The 21,509-nt window shown below is 40.2% G+C and carries 12 protein-coding genes, 25 tRNA genes and 3 rRNA genes; 35 read left to right on the forward strand and 5 right to left on the reverse strand.

The window, feature by feature from the left end; all coding sequences use genetic code 11:
- Positions 1 to 18: 18 nt before the first annotated feature.
- The 30 genes from MVE64_RS16135 (at position 19) to MVE64_RS16280 (ending at position 14,317) form a co-directional block, all read left to right on the forward strand.
- Entirely contained in the window at positions 19 to 861 is an 843-nt protein-coding gene (locus MVE64_RS16135; RefSeq protein ID WP_247339543.1) for a serine/threonine protein kinase, read from the forward strand.
- Positions 803 to 5,197 carry an AAA family ATPase gene (locus MVE64_RS16140; RefSeq protein ID WP_247339545.1) on the forward strand — a complete coding sequence of 1,465 codons (4,395 nt, stop codon included), beginning with the start codon at positions 803 to 805 and terminating at the stop codon, positions 5,195 to 5,197. Before MVE64_RS16135 ends, MVE64_RS16140 begins: the two co-directional genes overlap by 59 nt.
- Before the next feature lie 530 nt (positions 5,198 to 5,727).
- Positions 5,728 to 7,277 (forward strand): 16S ribosomal RNA (locus MVE64_RS16145).
- 326 nt (positions 7,278 to 7,603) lie between these two features.
- A 23S ribosomal RNA gene (locus tag MVE64_RS16150) occupies positions 7,604 to 10,532 on the forward strand.
- 77 nt (positions 10,533 to 10,609) lie between these two features.
- Positions 10,610 to 10,725: ribosomal RNA gene (rrf, locus tag MVE64_RS16155) — 5S ribosomal RNA — on the forward strand.
- The 16S, 23S and 5S rRNA genes sit together here with 25 tRNA genes alongside, the layout of an rRNA operon.
- Positions 10,726 to 10,754: 29 nt before the next feature.
- Positions 10,755 to 10,829: transfer RNA gene (locus tag MVE64_RS16160), tRNA-Glu, on the forward strand.
- A 63-nt stretch (positions 10,830 to 10,892) separates the two neighbouring features.
- Positions 10,893 to 10,968, forward strand: a tRNA-Val gene (locus tag MVE64_RS16165).
- Positions 10,969 to 11,152: 184 nt separating this feature from the next.
- Positions 11,153 to 11,228, forward strand: a tRNA-Thr gene (locus MVE64_RS16170).
- A gap of 160 nt (positions 11,229 to 11,388) precedes the next feature.
- Positions 11,389 to 11,464: transfer RNA gene (locus MVE64_RS16175), tRNA-Lys, on the forward strand.
- A 12-nt stretch (positions 11,465 to 11,476) separates the two neighbouring features.
- A tRNA-Leu gene (locus tag MVE64_RS16180) sits at positions 11,477 to 11,562 on the forward strand.
- A 37-nt stretch (positions 11,563 to 11,599) separates the two neighbouring features.
- A tRNA-Gly gene (locus MVE64_RS16185) sits at positions 11,600 to 11,674 on the forward strand.
- Positions 11,675 to 11,683: 9 nt separating this feature from the next.
- Positions 11,684 to 11,772 (forward strand) — tRNA-Leu (locus MVE64_RS16190).
- Positions 11,773 to 11,830: 58 nt separating this feature from the next.
- Positions 11,831 to 11,907 (forward strand) — tRNA-Arg (locus tag MVE64_RS16195).
- Positions 11,908 to 12,010: 103 nt separating this feature from the next.
- Positions 12,011 to 12,087: transfer RNA gene (locus MVE64_RS16200), tRNA-Pro, on the forward strand.
- 18 nt (positions 12,088 to 12,105) lie between these two features.
- Positions 12,106 to 12,178: transfer RNA gene (locus tag MVE64_RS16205), tRNA-Ala, on the forward strand.
- A gap of 156 nt (positions 12,179 to 12,334) precedes the next feature.
- A tRNA-Met gene (locus MVE64_RS16210) sits at positions 12,335 to 12,408 on the forward strand.
- Positions 12,409 to 12,450: 42 nt separating this feature from the next.
- Positions 12,451 to 12,524 (forward strand) — tRNA-Ile (locus MVE64_RS16215).
- 8 nt (positions 12,525 to 12,532) lie between these two features.
- Positions 12,533 to 12,624: transfer RNA gene (locus tag MVE64_RS16220), tRNA-Ser, on the forward strand.
- Between the two features lie 28 nt (positions 12,625 to 12,652).
- Positions 12,653 to 12,729 (forward strand) — tRNA-Met (locus MVE64_RS16225).
- 71 nt (positions 12,730 to 12,800) lie between these two features.
- Positions 12,801 to 12,877 (forward strand) — tRNA-Asp (locus tag MVE64_RS16230).
- Between the two features lie 388 nt (positions 12,878 to 13,265).
- Positions 13,266 to 13,341 (forward strand) — tRNA-Phe (locus MVE64_RS16235).
- Between the two features lie 18 nt (positions 13,342 to 13,359).
- Positions 13,360 to 13,443, forward strand: a tRNA-Tyr gene (locus MVE64_RS16240).
- Positions 13,444 to 13,456: 13 nt separating this feature from the next.
- Positions 13,457 to 13,532 (forward strand) — tRNA-His (locus tag MVE64_RS16245).
- A gap of 167 nt (positions 13,533 to 13,699) precedes the next feature.
- A tRNA-Gln gene (locus MVE64_RS16250) sits at positions 13,700 to 13,774 on the forward strand.
- A gap of 10 nt (positions 13,775 to 13,784) precedes the next feature.
- Positions 13,785 to 13,858: transfer RNA gene (locus MVE64_RS16255), tRNA-Cys, on the forward strand.
- 14 nt (positions 13,859 to 13,872) lie between these two features.
- Positions 13,873 to 13,946, forward strand: a tRNA-Gly gene (locus MVE64_RS16260).
- Between the two features lie 8 nt (positions 13,947 to 13,954).
- Positions 13,955 to 14,031 (forward strand) — tRNA-Ile (locus MVE64_RS16265).
- A gap of 18 nt (positions 14,032 to 14,049) precedes the next feature.
- A tRNA-Asn gene (locus tag MVE64_RS16270) sits at positions 14,050 to 14,124 on the forward strand.
- A 12-nt stretch (positions 14,125 to 14,136) separates the two neighbouring features.
- Positions 14,137 to 14,227: transfer RNA gene (locus MVE64_RS16275), tRNA-Ser, on the forward strand.
- Between the two features lie 16 nt (positions 14,228 to 14,243).
- Positions 14,244 to 14,317: transfer RNA gene (locus tag MVE64_RS16280), tRNA-Arg, on the forward strand.
- Between the two features lie 78 nt (positions 14,318 to 14,395).
- Here the strand turns inward: MVE64_RS16280 and MVE64_RS16285 are convergent.
- Both MVE64_RS16285 and MVE64_RS16290 read right to left on the reverse strand, forming a co-directional pair.
- On the reverse strand, positions 14,396 to 14,677 hold the full coding sequence (locus tag MVE64_RS16285) for a hypothetical protein (protein ID WP_247339547.1): 282 nt from the start codon (positions 14,675 to 14,677) through the stop codon (positions 14,396 to 14,398).
- Positions 14,678 to 14,739: 62 nt separating this feature from the next.
- Positions 14,740 to 15,435 (reverse strand): hypothetical protein, encoded by a 696-nt coding sequence (locus MVE64_RS16290; RefSeq protein ID WP_247339548.1) that lies wholly within the window; start codon positions 15,433 to 15,435, stop codon positions 14,740 to 14,742.
- Positions 15,436 to 15,513: 78 nt separating this feature from the next.
- On the opposite strand from MVE64_RS16290, the gene MVE64_RS16295 reads away from it, so the two are divergent.
- Both MVE64_RS16295 and MVE64_RS16300 read left to right on the forward strand, forming a co-directional pair.
- Positions 15,514 to 15,882 carry an Hsp20/alpha crystallin family protein gene (locus tag MVE64_RS16295; protein ID WP_247339550.1) on the forward strand — a complete coding sequence of 123 codons (369 nt, stop codon included), beginning with the start codon at positions 15,514 to 15,516 and terminating at the stop codon, positions 15,880 to 15,882.
- 11 nt (positions 15,883 to 15,893) lie between these two features.
- Complete coding sequence (locus MVE64_RS16300) at positions 15,894 to 16,160, forward strand: spore germination protein (RefSeq protein WP_247339552.1); 267 nt, start codon at positions 15,894 to 15,896, stop codon at positions 16,158 to 16,160.
- Between the two features lie 128 nt (positions 16,161 to 16,288).
- On the opposite strand, the gene MVE64_RS28155 is transcribed toward MVE64_RS16300, so the two are convergent.
- Both MVE64_RS28155 and MVE64_RS16305 read right to left on the reverse strand, forming a co-directional pair.
- Positions 16,289 to 16,606 carry a spore germination protein gene (locus tag MVE64_RS28155; protein WP_425594012.1) on the reverse strand — a complete coding sequence of 106 codons (318 nt, stop codon included), beginning with the start codon at positions 16,604 to 16,606 and terminating at the stop codon, positions 16,289 to 16,291.
- Positions 16,607 to 16,617: 11 nt separating this feature from the next.
- Positions 16,618 to 17,136, reverse strand: coding sequence for an Hsp20 family protein (locus tag MVE64_RS16305; protein WP_247339554.1), 519 nt, complete (start codon positions 17,134 to 17,136; stop codon positions 16,618 to 16,620).
- Between the two features lie 157 nt (positions 17,137 to 17,293).
- Between MVE64_RS16305 and MVE64_RS16310 the strand changes: the two genes are divergently transcribed.
- The 3 genes from MVE64_RS16310 to MVE64_RS16320 all read left to right on the forward strand — a co-directional run bounded on the left by MVE64_RS16310 (position 17,294) and on the right by MVE64_RS16320 (position 21,042).
- Entirely contained in the window at positions 17,294 to 18,616 is a 1,323-nt protein-coding gene (locus MVE64_RS16310) for a cytochrome P450 (RefSeq protein WP_247339556.1), read from the forward strand.
- 17 nt (positions 18,617 to 18,633) lie between these two features.
- Entirely contained in the window at positions 18,634 to 19,611 is a 978-nt protein-coding gene (locus MVE64_RS16315) for an NAD(P)/FAD-dependent oxidoreductase (RefSeq protein WP_247339558.1), read from the forward strand.
- A 312-nt stretch (positions 19,612 to 19,923) separates the two neighbouring features.
- Positions 19,924 to 21,042, forward strand: a complete 1,119-nt coding sequence (locus MVE64_RS16320; protein WP_247339560.1) for an NAD(P)/FAD-dependent oxidoreductase — start codon at positions 19,924 to 19,926, stop codon at positions 21,040 to 21,042.
- 36 nt (positions 21,043 to 21,078) lie between these two features.
- Here MVE64_RS16320 and MVE64_RS16325 read toward each other — a convergent pair whose 3' ends face one another.
- On the reverse strand, positions 21,079 to 21,252 hold the full coding sequence (locus MVE64_RS16325; protein ID WP_247339561.1) for an asparagine synthase: 174 nt from the start codon (positions 21,250 to 21,252) through the stop codon (positions 21,079 to 21,081).
- Positions 21,253 to 21,509 lie beyond the last annotated feature (257 nt).

Genomic DNA, 21,509 nt, shown 5'->3' on the forward strand with positions numbered 1-21,509 from the left:
TCCTAAAGGATGACAATAATGAACAGAATGCCGATATTAAATAACTATAAAATAATTAATATTGAAATTGAAAATAGTAAATCAATTATCTATAAAGGATATTCTTTACAAGAAAAAAAGCTTGTTCTATTGAAGACCATGAAACAGTCAACTCCTACCCCGCATGAAACTGCATCCAGCATACATGAATTTTACATAACAAAAGAAATGAATATGGATGAAATTATCCGTCCAGTCAAAATAGAAAGTTATTTAAATGAACCAATCTTAGTGCTGGAATATTTCTCTGGTGTTACCATGAGAGACTTTCTTAAAACTCAAAGGAAGGATATTTTGGATTTACTTTCTATTGCAGTTAAACTAGCATCTGCTTTAATAAATGTACATCAACATCAGATCATCCACAAAAATATAAATCCTGAAAATATAATTTTTAATACATCAAACGGTCAAATAAAGATTACGGGATTTAATCATGCAACAAAACTAAAAAAGGAAAAACAAAGTAATAGTTTAACTCCATATGAACTTGAGGGTCATCTTGCTTATATCTCTCCTGAGCAAACTGGTAGAATGAATCGATCTGTAGATTATAAAGCAGATTTATATTCTCTTGGTGTTTTATTTTATGAAATGTTCACAGGTATTCAGCCTTTTACTAGTAAAGAATCAATTGAGTTGGTACACGCGCACTTGGCAAAAACTCCTCAGAATCCAATTTCACTAAACGATAGAATTCCAGAAAGTCTTTCTAATATTATTATGAAGCTTTTAGCGAAAATTCCAGAAGAGAGATATAAGAGTGCATTTGCTACGGGAAGACTTAAAGAAGTGTATGGATCATCTTCGGCTATTCGGTGAGATAGATGTTTTTCAGCTTGGTCAGGATGATCCTCTTAATGTCTTTGAGATAGATGGAAAGCTATATGGAAGAAACGTAGAAGTTGAAAAATTAAAATCGGCATTTAATAAGGTGAGTACAGGACATTCTGAATTAGTATTAATTCAAGGACATTCTGGTATAGGAAAAACTGCGCTTGTAAATGAAATCCAAATTCCGCTTGTTAGAGAAAAAGGCTACTTTATATCTGGTAAGTTTGATTTACTCCAAAGACAGAAGCCATACTCGCCAATACTTTCTGCATTTAAACTATTAATAAGGAAATTATTGACTGAAGGGGATGCAAGAATTCAGAATTGGAAAACAGCCATTCAACGTGAACTATTAGGTAGTGCTTCTATTATTACATCATTGATCCCGGAATTAAAATGGATAGTAGGGAGCAATTCGCAGGAAGAGGAGCTTTCAGTTAAGGATGCGCATCTACGATTTCATTTGATCTTCCAAAAATTTGTGAATGTGTTTGCTACAAAGGACCACCCGTTAGTTCTATTTCTTGACGATCTTCAGTGGGCAGATAAAGCCTCATTGGCATTAATTGAATATTTATTAACACATATAGATTGTCGTTACTTTTTATTAATTGGAGCTTATCGCGATAATGAGGTTGGAATTGAACATCCATTCACGGAAACCATTCATAATCTTGAAAAGAAGAAAGTTGCGATCTCAACAATTTCTTTAACTCCACTAAAGGAAAGTGTTGTTTGTCAGTGGGTGGAAGAAACAATTATGAATGATGAAAAAGAGGCTAGAAAACTAGCCGAACTAATGTTCAGAATTACTCAAGGAAACCCGTTTTTTATCAAACAGCTATTTCAATCTTTTTATGAAGATGAAACAATCTTCTTTAATGCAAATTCAGGCAAATGGTCTATTCAGTTTGATATGGTGATGAAAGTCTTAGAAAAAAAAACGATAGTTGACTTAATGGTTAAAAGGATAGAGCAACTTCCAATGGAAACTCAGGCTCTACTAAAACTAGCTTCGTGCATAGGTAATGAATTCGATTTAAAAACATTATCAATTATTTGTGAAGAAGAATATGATACGATCGGAAAGCAACTATGGTCGGCTCTTGAAGTAGGCTTAATTTTACCAGAAGATTTAACTTATAAATGGATATATCCGGAAGGCCTCAAACAATTCATAGATAATCAACCTCCTGCATATCGGTTCTTACATGATAGGGTTCAGCAAGCTATTCATTCTATGATGGATAAAGAAGAGCGGGAAAAGACACACCTTAAAATTGGAAGACTCTTAATTAGGTTTGGAGCAGGTAATGATTCCTTATTTGAAATTGTTAATCATTTAAATATCGGAAGAAAGTACCTAAATAAGAATGAATTGATACCTTTAGTTGAAAGGAATGTAAAAGCCGGTGAACAAGCAAAAGCATCAGCGGCATTTAAAGAGTCACTTGAATATTATAAAATAGCACACGAATTACTTGGTGAAGCATGGGAAGATAATTATGATTTAACAACCCGGTTAATGACAGGTCTTGGTGAATGTCAATATTTAAACAGTCAATTTGATGAATCTGAATCTACATTTAACCAAGTGTTAGAACGTGTTAAGACAAAACATGAAAAGTTAGAAATTTATAACCTTAAAGTTATCCTTTATACACATGTTCATCGAGTACAAGAGGCTGTAGAATCTGGGATTGCCGGTTTAAGACTATTTGGATGGAATATTAATCGCAATCCAAATAAGAGGTTAGTTGCAAAAGAGTTTCTTTTCGTCAAAGCAGCACTGTGGGGGAAAAGTGCAGAAGATTTAATGAAGCTTCCTGAATTAATAGATCAAGAAAAACGATTATTATTAAATACGATGATAACGATGAATGCACCATCTTTTCACGTTGATCAAAATTTAGCAACTATTTTAATGCTAAGAGCATTACGTTTTTCTCTAAAAAACGGAATCACTGATATCACATCTTTAGTAGTTAATAATTACGCACTTATTTTAAGTGCTGGTTTTAGTGACTTTGATCATAGCTATGAGTTTGGTAAGCTTGCAATTGAACTTGCTGAAGGTTCTGGTGATCCAGGATTAAAAGGAAGAGTGTATTTTGTTTATGGTAGCTTTATTAATCATTGGAAGCATCACATTAAAGACAATTTACAATACTTGAAATGGTCGCAGCACTTTTGTATAGAGGCAGGAAATATTCACCTTGCTGGAGCAAATAGTTCTTTTATCGCGATTACACTGTTTATGATGGGAGATCACTTAAAGGATGTACTTGCTGGTATTAAGAATCAACGGATATTTATAGATCGAATCGGATATGTCATTTCGAAGGGATTTTTAAATGAACTGATTCAATGGGTCGACATCTTAATGAACGAAAAAGCTAAAACAAATTGGGATTTTGAACAAGTTTTAGATGATGATTCAGCCAAAATTATTCATTATACATTAAGGCTACAGTTGTCTTATTTGTTTAATGAAGAGAATTTTGCGAGTATTTTAACTAATCATTTAGATAGATTAGTAAGTAATCGATTAACTCTAGTTATTATATCTGAGTATTATTTTTATGATTCTCTTTGGGCTTCACGATTATATGATAAGGCGAACTCATCAAATAAAAAGTTGCTTTATAAAAAACTCAAAAAAAATATTAAGAAACTTGGAAGATGGGCAAAGCTTTGTCCGGAAAATTATCTGCATAAATGGAAACTATTAAAAGCTGAATTAGCAAGAATAGATCATAATCATTCTATTGCAAGGGATGAATATGATGCAGCTATTCAGTTGGCAAAGGAAAACAACTTTGTTCAAGATGTTGCCATTAGTAATGAAGCTGCAGGTTATTATTATTTTTCAAGAGGTCTTGAAAGCTTAGCTGAAACTTATTTGACAGAAGCATACCGTACGTATATTAAATGGGGTGCGTATGCAAAAGTTCTTAAATTACAAAAGGAATTTGATAGCTTCATTATTAATGTAGAAAAAAACAGTCCTGATTTTCAGATTTCTCAATTTGATTTTGATGCTTCATTAAAAGCCTCTCAAGCGATATCGAGTGAGATTATCCAAGAAAATCTGGTGAAAAAGTTAATGGATATTACAATGAGAAATGCTGGTGCAGAGCGCGGAATTCTTCTGCTTAATAGGGAAAAACAATTAACTGTAGCAGCTGCAGCAAATATTGATAGCGAAATAGATGAAGAGTTATCCTTTCATATAGTAGAAGAAAACAAAGTATTCCCTGAAATGATTATTCAATATGTAGTTAATAGCAGGGAGGCTGTTGTATTAAATGATGCAACAGTAGAAGGTATGTTTACAGGTGATCCATATGTGATTGCCGAAAAGCCAAAGTCTATTTTATGTCTACCAACAATTTATAAAGGAAATGTAAATAGTGTTTTATATCTAGAGAATAATCAAACAACATACGCGTTTACTCAAGAAAGAATAAAGTTTTTAACTTTTCTTTCTACACAAGCGGCAATATCTATAGAAAATGCAGAACTTTACGGAAATCTTGAAGGAAAAGTAAAAGAGCGTACAAAAGAGTTTGAAAAAGTCAATAAATACCTTGAACAGGCAAATAGCGAACTTGCTAGAGCAGAACAAGAACGTAGGCATTTGTTATCGAATATATCACATGATTTAAGAGCCCCTATTACAACAGTAAGGGGGTATGTTGAGGCGATATTGGATGGATTAGTAGAAAAAGAAGAACAAAGGGATGCGTATTTGAGAAGATGTATTGAAAGAATAGATGGGTTGAATGTAATGATTAATGATTTATTTGAACTTGCCCAATTAGAATCTGGACAAATCAATTTTTCGTTTGACATTGTCCCAATCGATCAATTGATAAAGCGTTTATGTAGTCAATATGAATATGATATAAAAAGTAAGGGTTTTTTCTTTAACGTAATAATTGAAGAAATCAATGAAGAAGCATATCCAATGGTTTCGGTGGATGTAAAAAGATTTTATCAAGTTTTTTCAAATATACTTATAAATGCTATGAATCATACAAAATCAGGTGGGATCTCAATTTCTTTAAGATTTGATAAAGATTTTGGTGATGCCTTTATTACAATAGAAGATAGCGGGGAAGGTATTTTGGAGGAAGATCTTCCTTATATATTTGATCGGAACTTTACGAGATCAAGAAAAGGTAATGGACTCGGATTAGCAATTTGTAGAGAAATTATTCTTTTGCACAAGGGGCGAATATGGGCAGAAAGTATACACGGTGAAGGTTCAATATTTTGTATTCAATTACCGGTATTTCAGGTAGATCAACTAATAAGGTAAAAAAATGTACTGACCACCTGGAAGTGAGTTATTACGACTATGTGGTCAGTTTTTAAGTTGCTACTCGGCGAGCTTTCTTTATGAATAATCTTTTAGAGAAATTATAAGGAGTAGAAACGTTTCGGAGTGGGTTTAATCATAGAACTTGGATGCATTTTTTAAGTACGGAAAAAAATGATTTGATACACTTGACTTCTACGAATCATGATGATAAGATATCACTTGTCGCTAATTAGAGGCGATAAGAGCTTGATTCTATATTAGTTAGTTATTACATTATACTTCTCGAAAAAAACATCTATTAGTTATTGACTTCTGCGAAGTGTTGTGATAAACTAATTAATGTAGTCGAGACGTGTTGAGGGTAAATGAAATAATATATTATCGACTAAAACTTCTTCTTAGAAGTTGACAAGCAAGAAATTATTTGATATGATGTTGCTTGTCCTTGTAACAGTAGTTCTTTGAAAACTAAACAAAACAGAAACGTCAACGTTTTAAAAGATTTAATTATGAGCTTTATCAACTCTTTATTGGAGAGTTTGATCCTGGCTCAGGACGAACGCTGGCGGCGTGCCTAATACATGCAAGTCGAGCGGACTGATGGGAGCTTGCTCCCTGAAGTTAGCGGCGGACGGGTGAGTAACACGTGGGTAACCTGCCTGTAAGATTGGGATAACTCCGGGAAACCGGAGTTAATACCGGATAACATTTTGAACCGCATGGTTCGAAATTGAAAGATGGTTTCGGCTATCACTTACAGATGGACCCGCGGCGCATTAGCTAGTTGGTGAGGTAACGGCTCACCAAGGCAACGATGCGTAGCCGACCTGAGAGGGTGATCGGCCACACTGGGACTGAGACACGGCCCAGACTCCTACGGGAGGCAGCAGTAGGGAATCTTCCGCAATGGACGAAAGTCTGACGGAGCAACGCCGCGTGAACGATGAAGGCCTTCGGGTCGTAAAGTTCTGTTGTTAGGGAAGAACAAGTACCAGAGTAACTGCTGGTACCTTGACGGTACCTAACCAGAAAGCCACGGCTAACTACGTGCCAGCAGCCGCGGTAATACGTAGGTGGCAAGCGTTGTCCGGAATTATTGGGCGTAAAGCGCTCGCAGGCGGTTTCTTAAGTCTGATGTGAAAGCCCACGGCTCAACCGTGGAGGGTCATTGGAAACTGGGGAACTTGAGTGCAGAAGAGGAGAGTGGAATTCCACGTGTAGCGGTGAAATGCGTAGAGATGTGGAGGAACACCAGTGGCGAAGGCGACTCTCTGGTCTGTAACTGACGCTGAGGAGCGAAAGCGTGGGGAGCGAACAGGATTAGATACCCTGGTAGTCCACGCCGTAAACGATGAGTGCTAAGTGTTAGAGGGTTTCCGCCCTTTAGTGCTGCAGCAAACGCATTAAGCACTCCGCCTGGGGAGTACGGTCGCAAGACTGAAACTCAAAGGAATTGACGGGGGCCCGCACAAGCGGTGGAGCATGTGGTTTAATTCGAAGCAACGCGAAGAACCTTACCAGGTCTTGACATCCTTCGCTACTTCTAGAGATAGAAGGTTCCCCTTCGGGGGACGAAGTGACAGGTGGTGCATGGTTGTCGTCAGCTCGTGTCGTGAGATGTTGGGTTAAGTCCCGCAACGAGCGCAACCCTTGATCTTAGTTGCCAGCATTCAGTTGGGCACTCTAAGGTGACTGCCGGTGACAAACCGGAGGAAGGTGGGGATGACGTCAAATCATCATGCCCCTTATGACCTGGGCTACACACGTGCTACAATGGATGGTACAAAGGGCTGCAAGACCGCGAGGTCAAGCCAATCCCATAAAACCATTCTCAGTTCGGATTGCAGGCTGCAACTCGCCTGCATGAAGCCGGAATCGCTAGTAATCGCGGATCAGCATGCCGCGGTGAATACGTTCCCGGGCCTTGTACACACCGCCCGTCACACCACGAGAGTTTGTAACACCCGAAGTCGGTGGGGTAACCGCAAGGAGCCAGCCGCCTAAGGTGGGACAGATGATTGGGGTGAAGTCGTAACAAGGTAGCCGTATCGGAAGGTGCGGCTGGATCACCTCCTTTCTAAGGAAAATTGAAGGACAAGCTCCTTCAAAAAAAAGACGTTTCTGATTTTGTTTAGTTTTGAGAGAACTATGATCTCTCGAAACATGTTCCTTGAAAACTAGATAACGAAAACAATTCAAGTAATTCACTGAGTTTAAACGCTTAGTTTAGTGATTCTCTTAATAAATGTTAATCAAGATATTAAGTTTGATCTTATGTCTTGAGACAAAGGAGAAGCGAGAAGTTCGAGGCGACGACCTGATGAGGAGCGGAGTGTACGAGAGTACATGAGCACCTGAAGATGGAAAGTCAACGAAGAAATTCGACGCTTATCGTTTGTCGAAGGTTAAGTTGTTAAGGGCGCACGGTGGATGCCTTGGCACTAGGAGCCGATGAAGGACGGTACTAACACCGATATGCTTCGGGGAGCTGTAAGTAAGCTTTGATCCGGAGATTTCCGAATGGGGAAACCCACTGCTCGTAATGGAGTAGTATTTTTACCTGAATAAATAGGGTATTAAAGGCAGACCCGGGGAACTGAAACATCTAAGTACCCGGAGGAAGAGAAAGCAAACGCGATTTCCTGAGTAGCGGCGAGCGAAACGGAAGAAGCCCAAACCAAGAGGCTTGCCTCTTGGGGTTGTAGGACACTCTATACGGAGTTACAAAGGAACGGAGTAAATGAAGAGGTCTGGAAAGGCCCGTCAAAGAAGGTAACAACCCTGTAGTTGAAACTTCGTTCCCTCCAGAGTGGATCCTGAGTACGGCGGGACACGTGAAATCCCGTCGGAAGCAGGGAGGACCATCTCCCAAGGCTAAATACTCCCTAGTGACCGATAGTGAACCAGTACCGTGAGGGAAAGGTGAAAAGCACCCCGGAAGGGGAGTGAAAGAGATCCTGAAACCGTGTGCCTACAAGTAGTCAAAGCCCGTTAATGGGTAATGGCGTGCCTTTTGTAGAATGAACCGGCGAGTTACGATCCCGTGCAAGGTTAAGTTGATAAGACGGAGCCGCAGCGAAAGCGAGTCTGAATAGGGCGAATAAGTACGTGGTCGTAGACCCGAAACCAGGTGATCTACCCATGTCCAGGGTGAAGTTCAGGTAACACTGAATGGAGGCCCGAACCCACGCACGTTGAAAAGTGCGGGGATGAGGTGTGGGTAGCGGAGAAATTCCAATCGAACTTGGAGATAGCTGGTTCTCTCCGAAATAGCTTTAGGGCTAGCCTTGAAATGAGAGTCTTGGAGGTAGAGCACTGATTGGACTAGGGGCCCCCATCGGGTTACCGAATTCAGTCAAACTCCGAATGCCAAAGACTTATGTTCAGGAGTCAGACTGCGAGTGATAAGATCCGTAGTCAAGAGGGAAACAGCCCAGACCACCAGCTAAGGTCCCAAAGTATACGTTAAGTGGAAAAGGATGTGGAGTTGCTTAGACAACCAGGATGTTGGCTTAGAAGCAGCCACCATTTAAAGAGTGCGTAATAGCTCACTGGTCGAGTGACTCTGCGCCGAAAATGTACCGGGGCTAAACGTATCACCGAAGCTGTGGACTGTTCTTACGAACAGTGGTAGGAGAGCGTTCTAAGGGCTGTGAAGCCAGACCGTAAGGACTGGTGGAGCGCTTAGAAGTGAGAATGCCGGTATGAGTAGCGAAAGAGGGGTGAGAATCCCCTCCACCGAATGCCTAAGGTTTCCTGAGGAAGGCTCGTCCGCTCAGGGTTAGTCGGGACCTAAGCCGAGGCCGAAAGGCGTAGGCGATGGCCAACAGGTTGAAATTCCTGTACCACCTCCTCACCATTTGAGCAATGGGGGGACGCAGAAGGATAGGGTAAGCGCGCTGTTGGATATGCGCGTCCAAGCAGTTAGGCTGACAACGAGGCAAATCCCGTTGTCACATAAGGCTGAGCTGTGATGGCGAGGGAATTATAGTACCGAAGTTCCTGATTCCACACTGCCAAGAAAAGCCTCTAGCGAGGTGAGAGGTGCCCGTACCGCAAACCGACACAGGTAGGCGAGGAGAGAATCCTAAGGTGAGCGAGAGAACTCTCGTTAAGGAACTCGGCAAAATGACCCCGTAACTTCGGGAGAAGGGGTGCTTTTTAGGGTGAATAGCCCGGAAAAGCCGCAGTGAATAGGCCCAGGCGACTGTTTAGCAAAAACACAGGTCTCTGCGAAGCCGCAAGGCGAAGTATAGGGGCGACGCCTGCCCGGTGCTGGAAGGTTAAGGGGAGAGGTTAGCGCAAGCGAAGCTTTGAACCGAAGCCCCAGTAAACGGCGGCCGTAACTATAACGGTCCTAAGGTAGCGAAATTCCTTGTCGGGTAAGTTCCGACCCGCACGAAAGGCGTAACGATCTGGGCACTGTCTCAACGAGAGACTCGGTGAAATTATAGTACCTGTGAAGATGCAGGTTACCCGCGACAGGACGGAAAGACCCCGTGGAGCTTTACTGTAGCCTGATATTGAATTTTGGTACAGCTTGTACAGGATAGGTAGGAGCCTGAGAAGCCGGAGCGCTAGCTTCGGTGGAGGCGTCGGTGGGATACTACCCTGGCTGTATTGAAATTCTAACCCACAGCCCTGATCGGGCTGGGAGACAGTGTCAGGTGGGCAGTTTGACTGGGGCGGTCGCCTCCTAAAATGTAACGGAGGCGCCCAAAGGTTCCCTCAGAATGGTTGGAAATCATTCGTAGAGTGTAAAGGCACAAGGGAGCTTGACTGCGAGACCTACAAGTCGAGCAGGGACGAAAGTCGGGCTTAGTGATCCGGTGGTTCCGCATGGAAGGGCCATCGCTCAACGGATAAAAGCTACCCCGGGGATAACAGGCTTATCTCCCCCAAGAGTCCACATCGACGGGGAGGTTTGGCACCTCGATGTCGGCTCATCGCATCCTGGGGCTGTAGTCGGTCCCAAGGGTTGGGCTGTTCGCCCATTAAAGCGGTACGCGAGCTGGGTTCAGAACGTCGTGAGACAGTTCGGTCCCTATCCGTCGTGGGCGTAGGAAATTTGAGAGGAGCTGTCCTTAGTACGAGAGGACCGGGATGGACGCACCGCTGGTGTACCAGTTGTCTTGCCAAAGGCATAGCTGGGTAGCTATGTGCGGAAGGGATAAGTGCTGAAAGCATCTAAGCATGAAGCCCCCCTCAAGATGAGATTTCCCATAGCGTAAGCTAGTAAGATCCCTGAAAGATGATCAGGTTGATAGGTCAGAGGTGGAAGCGCGGTGACGTGTGGAGCTGACTGATACTAATCGATCGAGGACTTAACCTAATTAAAGCGTAAACTTAGTGAATTGAATTGTGAATCGTTATCTAGTTTTGAAGGAATATCCTTCAAACTTAATTTTGTCTGGTAATGATGGCGAAGAGGCCACACCCGTTCCCATGCCGAACACGGAAGTTAAGCTCTTCAGCGCCGATGGTAGTTGGGGGATTCCCCCTGTGAGAGTAGGACGTTGCCAGGCAAACCTTTATAGGTTTAATTTTATTATATGGCCCATTGGTCAAGCGGTTAAGACACCGCCCTTTCACGGCGGTAACACGGGTTCGAATCCCGTATGGGTCACCATAGTTTTTTCGCGCTAGCGAAAAAAACTTACCTTAATGAAATTCATAAATTATATGTTGTTTTGGAGGATTAGCTCAGCTGGGAGAGCACCTGCCTTACAAGCAGGGGGTCGGCGGTTCGATCCCGTCATCCTCCACCATAGTTTTTTCGTGCCAACGAAAATAACTTACCATATGCCGTTGTAGCTCAACTGGTAGAGCACGATCGAATATGCTTCGAAGCTCCTGCTTCAGCACACAAATCGAGCTGCTACTTGAATAATCTTTCTGAGATTTGGGTGGCTGGTAAGTAAGATAAAGTTCCCTATATATATCTATAATCATGCCGGTGTAGCTCAACTGGTAGAGCAACTGACTTGTAATCAGTAGGTTGGGGGTTCAAGTCCTCTCGCCGGCACCACTCATTTTAAAATTGCCATTAGCTCAGTTGGTAGAGCACGACCGAATAGGCTTCGAAGCTTTACATCAGCACACAAATTGAGCTGCAGCTTGAATAAGCATACTGAAATTTGGGTGTCTATAACAAGAGATAAATTAAATATTATTACTCATTATAAAATGAGCCATTAGCTCAGTTGGTAGAGCATCTGACTTTTAATCAGAGGGTCGAAGGTTCGAGTCCTTCATGGCTCACCATTTTCACACCTTGCGGGTGTGGCGGAATTGGCAGACGCGCTAGACTTAGGATCTAGTGTCTTTATGACGTGGGGGTTCAAGTCCCTTCACCCGCACCAAAGTTTTTTCGCGTTAGCGAAAATAACTACCAATATTGCGGAAGTAGTTCAGTGGTAGAACACCACCTTGCCAAGGTGGGGGTCGCGGGTTCGAATCCCGTCTTCCGCTCCAATAATTAGTGCCGGGGTGGCGGAACTGGCAGACGCACAGGACTTAAAATCCTGCGGTAGGTGACTACCGTACCGGTTCGATTCCGGTCCTCGGCACCAATGTTTTTGCGTCAGCGAAAATAACGCAAATTAATATATGAACTTTTAAGAATCTTAAGCGCCCGTAGCTCAATTGGATAGAGCGTTTGACTACGGATCAAAAGGTTAGGGGTTCGACTCCTCTCGGGCGCGCCAAGTATAGAAGTGAGAAATCAGAAGTCAGAAGCGAGAATATAGTTTTCGCTCTAAAGTAATACTAAGTCTCTGACCTCCCACATCCCACCTATGATATCTAGAACGGGAAGTAGCTCAGCTTGGTAGAGCACTTGGTTTGGGACCAAGGGGTCGCAGGTTCGAATCCTGTCTTCCCGACCATTCATTTATTATGATTATGGGGCCTTAGCTCAGCTGGGAGAGCGCCTGCTTTGCACGCAGGAGGTCAGCGGTTCGATCCCGCTAGGCTCCACTTGTAATTTTATATTTTAGTTTTTGGCGGTGTAGCTCAGCTGGCTAGAGCGAGCCGTAAACATCCTGTATTAGCTTCATTGTAGGCTTGCGAGGAATGTGTCTGACAAGAGACATGACGAGCATGGTTTTTAAACAGTGAGCGTTTTGTAATTAGGGCGGTGTAGCTCAGCTGGCTAGAGCGTACGGTTCATACCCGTGAGGTCGTGGGTTCGATTCCCTCCGCCGCTATTAAAGAATAATGATTAAAATAAATGAGTAAAATCATTTATTGGACCCTTAGCTCAGCTGGTTAGAGCAGACGGCTCATAACCGTCCGGTCGTAGGTTCGAGTCCTACAGGGTCCATTTATTACGGAGGAATACCCAAGTCCGGCTGAAGGGATCGGTCTTGAAAACCGACAGGGGTGTCAAAGCCGCAGGGGTTCGAATCCCCTTTCCTCCTCCATATTTCTAAAACTTTATATATATATCATCGCGGGGTGGAGCAGTCTGGTAGCTCGTCGGGCTCATAACCCGAAGGTCGCAGGTTCAAATCCTGTCCCCGCAACCAAACTTTAAATGTCATGTTTATAATAAACTATTATGTTAAGGTAAGTTATTTTCACTACGTGGAAAAACTCTGGTCCGGTAGTTCAGTTGGTTAGAATGCCTGCCTGTCACGCAGGAGGTCGCGGGTTCGAGTCCCGTCCGGACCGCCATTATTTATTAGTTATATAAATGTTAACTCTATCTCTAATTATAGAGTAAAAGGGTTTCGATAAGCGAGAAGGTCAAGGAAACGACTAAGTGAACACCGGAGCGTATGTTAATACGTGAGGATGTGAGCGCAGGAGTTGACGAAGAGATTCGAAGCTTAGCGGAAGCCGTAAACTAATTTGGCTCGGTAGCTCAGTTGGTAGAGCACGTTCGAATATGCTTCTCTGAATAAACTTCAGCGTACTCATCGAGTTGCTTCTTGAATAATCCCTCTGAGATGAGGACGATTCCCTAATTGAAAACCTTAAAATACTAACATTTAATAGGAACAAATAAATAATACGTAAAAAGCAATCCTGTATCTTATTTGTTGATACTAACTAATTATATGGCTCGGTAGCTCAGTTGGTAGAGCAATGGACTGAAAATCCATGTGTCGGCGGTTCGATTCCGTCCCGAGCCACCACTTGTAATTGAATATTTTGGAGGGGTAGCGAAGTGGCTAAACGCGGCGGACTGTAAATCCGCTCCTTAGGGTTCGGCAGTTCGAATCTGCCCCCCTCCACCATTTACCTTTAGTGGCGGTTGTGGCGAAGTGGTTAACGCATCGGATTGTGGTTCCGACATTCGTGGGTTCGATTCCCATCAGTCGCCCCATTTGTATATTGAATATACTAGATGTTTAGTAAGTAATAATTGCAGAAAAGCACCTAGTAGTCGACGATATTTCGTGTATTTTCTTGTCAGAAATACCCCAGAATATCCTCTTGCGATGAGGATTCATGGAGCTTATTCAGGGAAGTATATGCATGAAGCTAATTCAATGGGCTATAGCCAAGCGGTAAGGCATCGCACTTTGACTGCGACATGCGTTGGTTCGAATCCAGCTAGCCCAGCCATTTATTTTAAGGCATCATAGCCAAGTGGTAAGGCCGAGGTCTGCAAAACCTCTATCCCCGGTTCAAATCCGGGTGGTGCCTCCAGGACACTTATATATGCGGGTGTAGTTTAGTGGTAAAACCTCAGCCTTCCAAGCTGATGATGAGGGTTCGATTCCCTTCACCCGCTCCAATTATTATGGGCCTATAGCTCAGCTGGTTAGAGCGCACGCCTGATAAGCGTGAGGTCGATGGTTCGAGTCCATTTAGGCCCACCATAAGTACAATATAGTTGTTCCGCAGTAGCTCAGTGGTAGAGCAATCGGCTGTTAACCGATCGGTCGTAGGTTCGAGTCCTACCTGCGGAGCCATTTTTATTATGTGGGGAAATACTCAAGAGGCTGAAGAGGCGCCCCTGCTAAGGGTGTAGGTCGTGTAAGCGGCGCGAGGGTTCAAATCCCTCTTTCTCCGCCAGAAATACATATATAATGCGCCTTTAGCTCAGCAGGATAGAGCAACGGCCTTCTAAGCCGTCGGTCAGAGGTTCGAATCCTCTAAGGCGCGTAAAGTCAGAACTAACCGAATAACAGGTTAGTTTTTTTGTGTTTGAATATTGGAAAAGGTTTATTCATTAATGAAATCTTAAATTTGTAACAATATGTATTCAAGTAAGATATGTTTGATATACTCATCTAAATAGTTGATTAGTTGCGAAAAAAGATTACTTTGTTCTTCAATGTTTAAATCAAATTCTTCTTCTGAAAATTCCTCAGTACTCTTGATAACTAGGTCTAAAATGTTATCAATGTAAAGTGCAGCATCCCCAAATCCAACAATTGGTTGGATAATATGGTGAAAGAAATATCTTAGGGTTTCGGGTAACTCTTCTAATTCCTCTTCAAAAACAGATGGAAGATCTTTCAACTTAAAAGTTCTTTTGATTTTTTCAATAATTTGCTGTATTGTAGATGGTTTTTCCGTTTGCTTTAATTCTGTTTTTGCAAGAATATTAACATGCTTATTTTTTTGTATTTCTGTATATATCCCGGAGATAAGATATGCAATAGAGCTGTTATCACGAATAAAGATTTTGCTTGTAGCTCAATTTCATCTGCAAGTTCAATATATGTATTCTCATATAGTGATGGAATAGCTATGTTAATAACAGGGTTAATTCTTTCATTTAAGATAGCTAAACTATTCTCATAAAAAGCAGTTAATGTTTCATTTAAATCAAGTTTGTTACCCATCCAGTTCTGAATCTTAGTTAAAGTATCTAGCTTAATATTTTTTAAAAAAGTGGGAACTTCTTCTACATGCATTTGTGTTTTTATTTCTTTATACAGCCTATTAAGCTCCTCTGTGTTTTCACTTGGAGGGGGTTCTGTATCCATTTTTTCCATCACCCCAAGTCCAACTGTTCCCGTACTATCTATTTCTCTAATTTTGATTTCACCGATAATAAAGCGATGTATTCCTTCACTGTCTTTCCTCTCATTGTGGATGAGCTGCCCCAACTGAAGAGTTCCTGAAACTTTTCCCACATTTAGGCCTTGAATGTAATATTCATATACATTCTGGTGGTTGATGTATTGATTTAATTGTTGAATATATTGATGCATATCTTGAATTTGTTGTTGCAAATGGTGAATCAGATCTTGATTTGTATGGTTGGAATGCATCAAAGAACACTCCTTATTTCACATATCTTATTGTCACTGAATATACTATATAATTCTTATTCGACTGGAGGGATCATTATGTATTACGAAGGCAATAAGAAACCGTACGGAATGAGAAGAAACTCGAGAATAAAGAATAATAGTCAAAAGGAAATTCGCTCTCCAAGGGTTGATTTGTTTGAAACGAGTGATGGGTATTCTATTCGTCTTAGCCTCCCTGGTGTAAAAAAGGAAAATTTACAGGTATCCTTTAGTGAGCATGATGATCTTGAAATAAAAGGAAAAGTTGTAACAGTAATTCCTGAAAACAATAAGAATATTATCTTGCAGGAAATTTATCAAGGTCCGTTTCACCGTAGAATTAAGATTCCTAAGAAGGTGAATAAGAAAAATGTCAATTTTACTTATAACAACGGAATTCTAGAAGTTTATCTAACTTTTAACTAGGTGGTGGGAGTATGGTTTTTGGTGATAATGAACCAATAGGTATAATCTTTTTTGGTGGGGTAAAAATAAACCAAATGGAAACAAACGCAGCATTTTCAGTTGGTGAATCTTTTTATCAATCATTAGAAAGTCAGGTTAAAAATAACTTAATTGCCGGCCAAACATTTGGAGATTTTGATTTTAATAACTTTCAACCAATTGCTTCTAATGTTTTTGATCCAGATGGTGTTGATACAATGATGCCTATAGCGCAATCATCTTTGGGATTAGAAGATTGATACAGTGTTCAAGTACACTTAACAAGGTGTACTTTTTTTATAGTCTTTTGCTGTTCATACTATTGGTGAAATTAAATTATTAAATGAAAATAAATAATTCACCTGCAGTCCTAACCTGAGCAAGTGAATTATTTATACACGGGATATGCACATAGATAAGATGGATAAGGATGTAGATAATAGGGATTCATCGCATAAGAGGGTGCGTTATATGGATAATGACTTTGGCTATTTTTCACCTTCATATCAGGGTCGTTAACTTGTGATTGATATGGACTCATATTGATGTAAGAACCATCTCCATATGCACTTCCAACACCATTTGTCGTTTTTGTTTGACTTGTTAATTCATGATAATATCCCTTACCAACTACTAAAGAAGACGTTCCAGCAATACTATATACTTTGAAGTTTCCGATATTGATTTCAATTTTTGGAATGCTTATTCCCTCCCTTGTTAAAAATCAAATGGAATGTCTAAATCTGTCTCATGATCTTCAGCTTTTTTCAATACATAGGTGAGTATCCCATCTTCATAGCTAGAAGAATAATTTGATGTCATTACTGATTTAGGGAGAAAGATTTCTCTTTCATATGTTGTTTGTGGAAGATCACTTGAGAGTAAAGTATTTGCACCCGCAGGTTTTACTGATTGATGCTTTATTTTTAATGTTAACACCTGATCATTTTGAAAAAAGACTTTCGCATGATTTAGCTCTTTTAACCCAGGGCAAATGATTGATAGGTAAATGCTATATTCACTTTCCCAAATTTCAACTGGTATTAACTGAATTTCCTTTCGTTTACTCGTACCTAATCCATGGATGTTACTCCAGAAATCATCATTTAAGATGGAGTGATATTGTTTAACCATCTTTTTTAACTCAAGCAAATTTTCTGGACCAAACTGTGACTGAGGCATTGCCTGAAAAGGAAAGTTGTTTTTTTGATTGAAAAAACCCATAGGATTGTGCATAGTAGCCATCCTTTCGACTGAATAGTTATTATAGTCTATTCGATAGGTGCCTATATGTTCTGAAAGTTTAAGACAATATCATAGCACATTGCCTTTTATTTTTTTTCCATAAGTTAGATACAATAAAAAGAAACCACTTATTTAAGGAGATTCTCATATGAGTAGAGTAAAGGACGTTACAACCCCACGACTTCAAAACTTTCTTGAATTTCAAAAAGACCCCCTTTTTTTCTTTTTAAATATGCTCGATAAGGGTGATATTGTTTCTTTACGAACAGGATTTAAACCATCTTTTATTGTTAATTCACCTGAGTTTGTTAAGGAGATCTTAGTGACAAAGGATTCCTATTTCAGAAAGGGACGGACAACAAAAGTATTAAGGAGAACGATTGGTGATGGACTTCTTACTACTGAAAAGGAAGAGCATCGAAGACAAAAAAACTATTATCAGCCAATTTTCTATAAAGAGCGTTTAAATCATTATGCGATGACAATGGTTGAGGAAACGAAAAAGCTTGTAGAAACTCTTCAGCACAGGAAGAATTGCAACCTAAGTGATGAAATGATGCAGTTAACATTAGTAATTATTTCAAAAGTTATGTTTGCAACAGATTTAGAGAAAAACAAAGAGATGCTTGCGGAAGCGGTTAGTGAAACGATTGAGCAAACAGCTCACACCTTATTGTCTCCTGTTATTTTACCGTTAAATGTTCCAACAAAAAGACATAAAATACATAAAAAGGCGATTTCTAAGCTTGAAAACATGATTTATGAAATTATCAAGCAAGCAAAGGAAAATCCGGAAAACTACCAAATGACAATGGTTGGGATGATGTTAGATACAACACTTGCTACGGGTGAAAGAATATCTGATGAAGAAATACGGAATCAAATGATGACAATGCTCCTTGCTGGTCATGAAACATCGGCCAATTTATTAACGTGGATTTTTTATGTTCTAAGTCAAAACCCTGAGGTAGAGCGTAAATTTCATGAAGAGATTGATGCTATTTCTTTATTGGAAGAATCACCATTTGAAGTTTATAGTAAGCTAGCATATACTCAGCAAATGATGAAAGAAGCACTTCGCCTGTTTCCACCTGCTTGGCTTATATACAGAGAGGCGGATAAAGATGTGGAGTTATTAGGGGAGACGTTTAAAGAAGGTAGCACTTTTATGATTTGTTCTTATGCCATTCATCGTAATCATGAGATGTTTCCAAATCCAGAGGAGTTTCAGCCAAATCGGTTTGCGAGTGGTTCTAATGAGAACATTCCTCCATTTGCTTATTTTCCCTTTGGAGGGGGTTCCCGAAGCTGCATCGGATATAAGTTTGCCGTTATGGAAACGGTCTTAATATTAGCGATTATAGGGAGAAAATATAAATTTCGACATATTGAAGGTGAACAGGCTATACCTGATCCACTTGTTTCCCTTCGAATAAAGGATGGTCTTAGAATGGAGATAATTGAACGTTAGCTAAAGGGGGAGATAGGGTGTTAAGGGATGTTGTCATTATTGGTGGTGGTCTTACAGGTGTAATGGCTGCTAGAACTTTAAAAGAAAATGGTATCGATGATGTTTTGGTCATTGATAAAGGAAAAAGTCTTGGAGGGAGAATGGCAACAAGGCGAATTGGAGAAGGCAGGGTTGATCATGGTGCTCAATTCTTTACAGTACGAACAAAGCATTTCCAATCTTTTGTGGAAGAGTTGGAGAAAAATGATTTCGTAAGCAAATGGTTTGGCAAAACCTACTCTCGTTATAAAAGTAATAACGGAATGAACAGTCTCGTAAAAAAACTTGGTGAAAACCTGGAAGTCAAACTAAACACAAAAGTCATTAACATTCATAAGATCGAGGACTATTACTTATTACAAGCTGAATGTAATACAAGAATTGCTGCAAAAGCAGTAATCTTAACTGCCCCGGTACCACAATCAACAGAATTACTTCACAATTTGAAAATAGACCATACTTTAACTGAGATGCTGGAAAAGGTTACGTATAACCCTTGCTTTGTGTTAATAGCCTCATTAAGTAACTCATCTGATTTACCAGAGATAGGATTTCTTAATGAAAACTTGCCTGATGGAGTCGACCGCATTGTTGATCATAGAAAAAAGGGCATTTCAAGGCTTACAACCCTCAGTATGTATACATCAGGTGAATGGGCAAAGGATTATTATCATCTAGAAGATCATGAAATTAAGGCACTTCTTTTAGAGAACTTAAAGCCTGTTTTACAGAAAGAAAATATCATAGAGCTACAGCTTAAGAGGTGGAAATACTCAGAAGCGACTTCAACAATAAAACACCCTTTCTTAAATCTTGAACAAACAATCCCCTTATTTTTGGCTGGTGATGTGTTTTTACATAAAGACGACCTGAGTGGGAAAACAAGGGTTGAGAGTGCATTTCTTTCAGGGGTTGCCGTAGGGGAAGAGGTGGCGAGAAGAATGTTGGAGGAATAAATTTTAAATTTTCTGAAAACTATGTTACATTTTATAACATGAATGTGGAATACATCTTTTACCTTCTGTATATTGAAGTTAACAAAATTCAAAAGGTAAAGGAGCTGGCGAATTGATCAAAAATCAAGTAGGCTTTTTCACTTTCATTATTTTAACTGTAAGGACTGTTTTAACTTATTGATATTGAGGCGACACAGTAGGTGTATATCTAATATACACCTTTTAAATTGCCTTTTTAAATTACTCGATTTGAGTCCGACCCTAAACTTAGGTAAAATAATTAAAAAAGGATGCAGAAAAAAGGTGTTTTGATTGAAGAAATATATCGTGGTCGGAGCGGGGATTCTCGGTGCATCAGCTGCTTACCATTTAGCTAAAGCTGGTGCCGAAGTTACCGTTATAGATAGAAAAGATAAGGGACAGGCAACAGATGCTGCCGCTGGAATAGTCTGTCCATGGTTGTCTCAGCGTCGAAACAAGGCATGGTATCAAATGGTCAAAGGTGGAGCTCGCTATTATCCGGAATTAATAAAGAAATTAGAAGATGATGGTGAAACAGAAACAGGCTATAGCAAAGTCGGAGCAATTAGCCTGAATAAAGACACAGAAAAGCTTAAAAAAATGGCAGAACGAGCTGCTAAACGAAGAGAAGATGCACCGGAAATCGGTGAAATTAAACTATTATCTCCTGAAGAAACACAGTCTTTGTTTCCGCCTCTATCTCCAGAATATGGTGCTGTTTTTGTAAGTGGGGGAGCACGGGTCAATGGAAGAGCACTTCGTTCAGCATTAGTCAGGGCAGCAAAAAAGAACGGTGCTACTTTTATTGAAGAAAATGCTGTTTCATTAGTTCATGATAAAAAGCGTATTACCGGGGTTTGTGTTAGTGAGCAAGTTTATGATGCTAATCAAGTCATTATAACCGGAGGTGCTTGGTCACAGGAGTTATTAAGTCCATTAGGAATAAAGTTTATCGTTAAGCCACAAAAAGCACAAATTATTCATCTTCATCTCGAGAACACAGATACAAGCTCTTGGCCAGTCGTGATGCCACCTAACAATCAATATATTCTTTCTTTTGAAGAAGGTAGAGTTGTTGTAGGTGCAACACATGAGGATGATGCTGGTTTTGACCTTCGTGTAACAGCAGGTGGAGTTCATGAAATATTAAGTAAAGCTCTAGAGGTAGCACCAGGTTTAGATGAAAGCTCTATGGTAGAAACAAGAGTTGGATTCCGTCCATTTACACCTGGATTTCTTCCAATTATTGGTCCAATACAAGGATATGAAGGTTTATTAGTAGCAAATGGATTGGGGGCCTCGGGACTAACGAGTGGTCCATTTCTTGGTTTAGAGCTTGCTAATCTTGCTATGGGAAAAGAAACTGAATTAGAGCTTCAATTGTATAGCCCTGAAAATGCAATAGAATAGGAAAAAAGGTGAGCCGTAATTAGCTCACCTTTTTTGTTAACGTCGATGTTGGACAAGGTCAATGGCACCTAATACTACGTGGGCAAGACCAAAACCAAAAACAGTATTTGCGACCATTTTATTAGAACCGCGTCTTTGTTTTAATACATATCCAGTAGCAGTAACAGCTGAACCTAATGCAGTTGGGATTAATCCTTCACGAATATTCATGTCATTTTCCCCCACATCGTTGTTATTGGTGTAATAAACACCATGATTAGCATGTGCATCTTCTCGGGATATATGTAGAGTACATTTTAAATCGTATAGACCATTACTTTCAAAGTGAAAAGACTTAATTGATATAAAAAGTAAACACTAAAGCCTACAAAGGTGAAAAAGATTAATAAGATAGCTGGTAAAAAACTTTTTATCATTTTTATTTCCTCGCAATCTAGTAAGTTAATAGTATCATCTTTGCCATTTTT

Source organism: Metabacillus endolithicus, from assembly GCF_023078335.1.
GTDB lineage: Bacteria > Bacillota > Bacilli > Bacillales > Bacillaceae > Metabacillus > Metabacillus endolithicus.

Coding starts and splice junctions, on each gene's coding strand:
- MVE64_RS16135 (WP_247339543.1), top strand. CDS start 19: ATGAACAGAATGCCGATATTAAATAACTATAAAATAATTAATATTGAA.
- MVE64_RS16290 (WP_247339548.1), bottom strand. CDS start 15,435: ATGCATTCCAACCATACAAATCAAGATCTGATTCACCATTTGCAACAA.
- MVE64_RS16295 (WP_247339550.1), top strand. CDS start 15,514: ATGTATTACGAAGGCAATAAGAAACCGTACGGAATGAGAAGAAACTCG.
- MVE64_RS16300 (WP_247339552.1), top strand. CDS start 15,894: ATGGTTTTTGGTGATAATGAACCAATAGGTATAATCTTTTTTGGTGGG.
- MVE64_RS16305 (WP_247339554.1), bottom strand. CDS start 17,136: ATGCACAATCCTATGGGTTTTTTCAATCAAAAAAACAACTTTCCTTTT.
- MVE64_RS16310 (WP_247339556.1), top strand. CDS start 17,294: ATGAGTAGAGTAAAGGACGTTACAACCCCACGACTTCAAAACTTTCTT.
- MVE64_RS16325 (WP_247339561.1), bottom strand. CDS start 21,252: ATGAATATTCGTGAAGGATTAATCCCAACTGCATTAGGTTCAGCTGTT.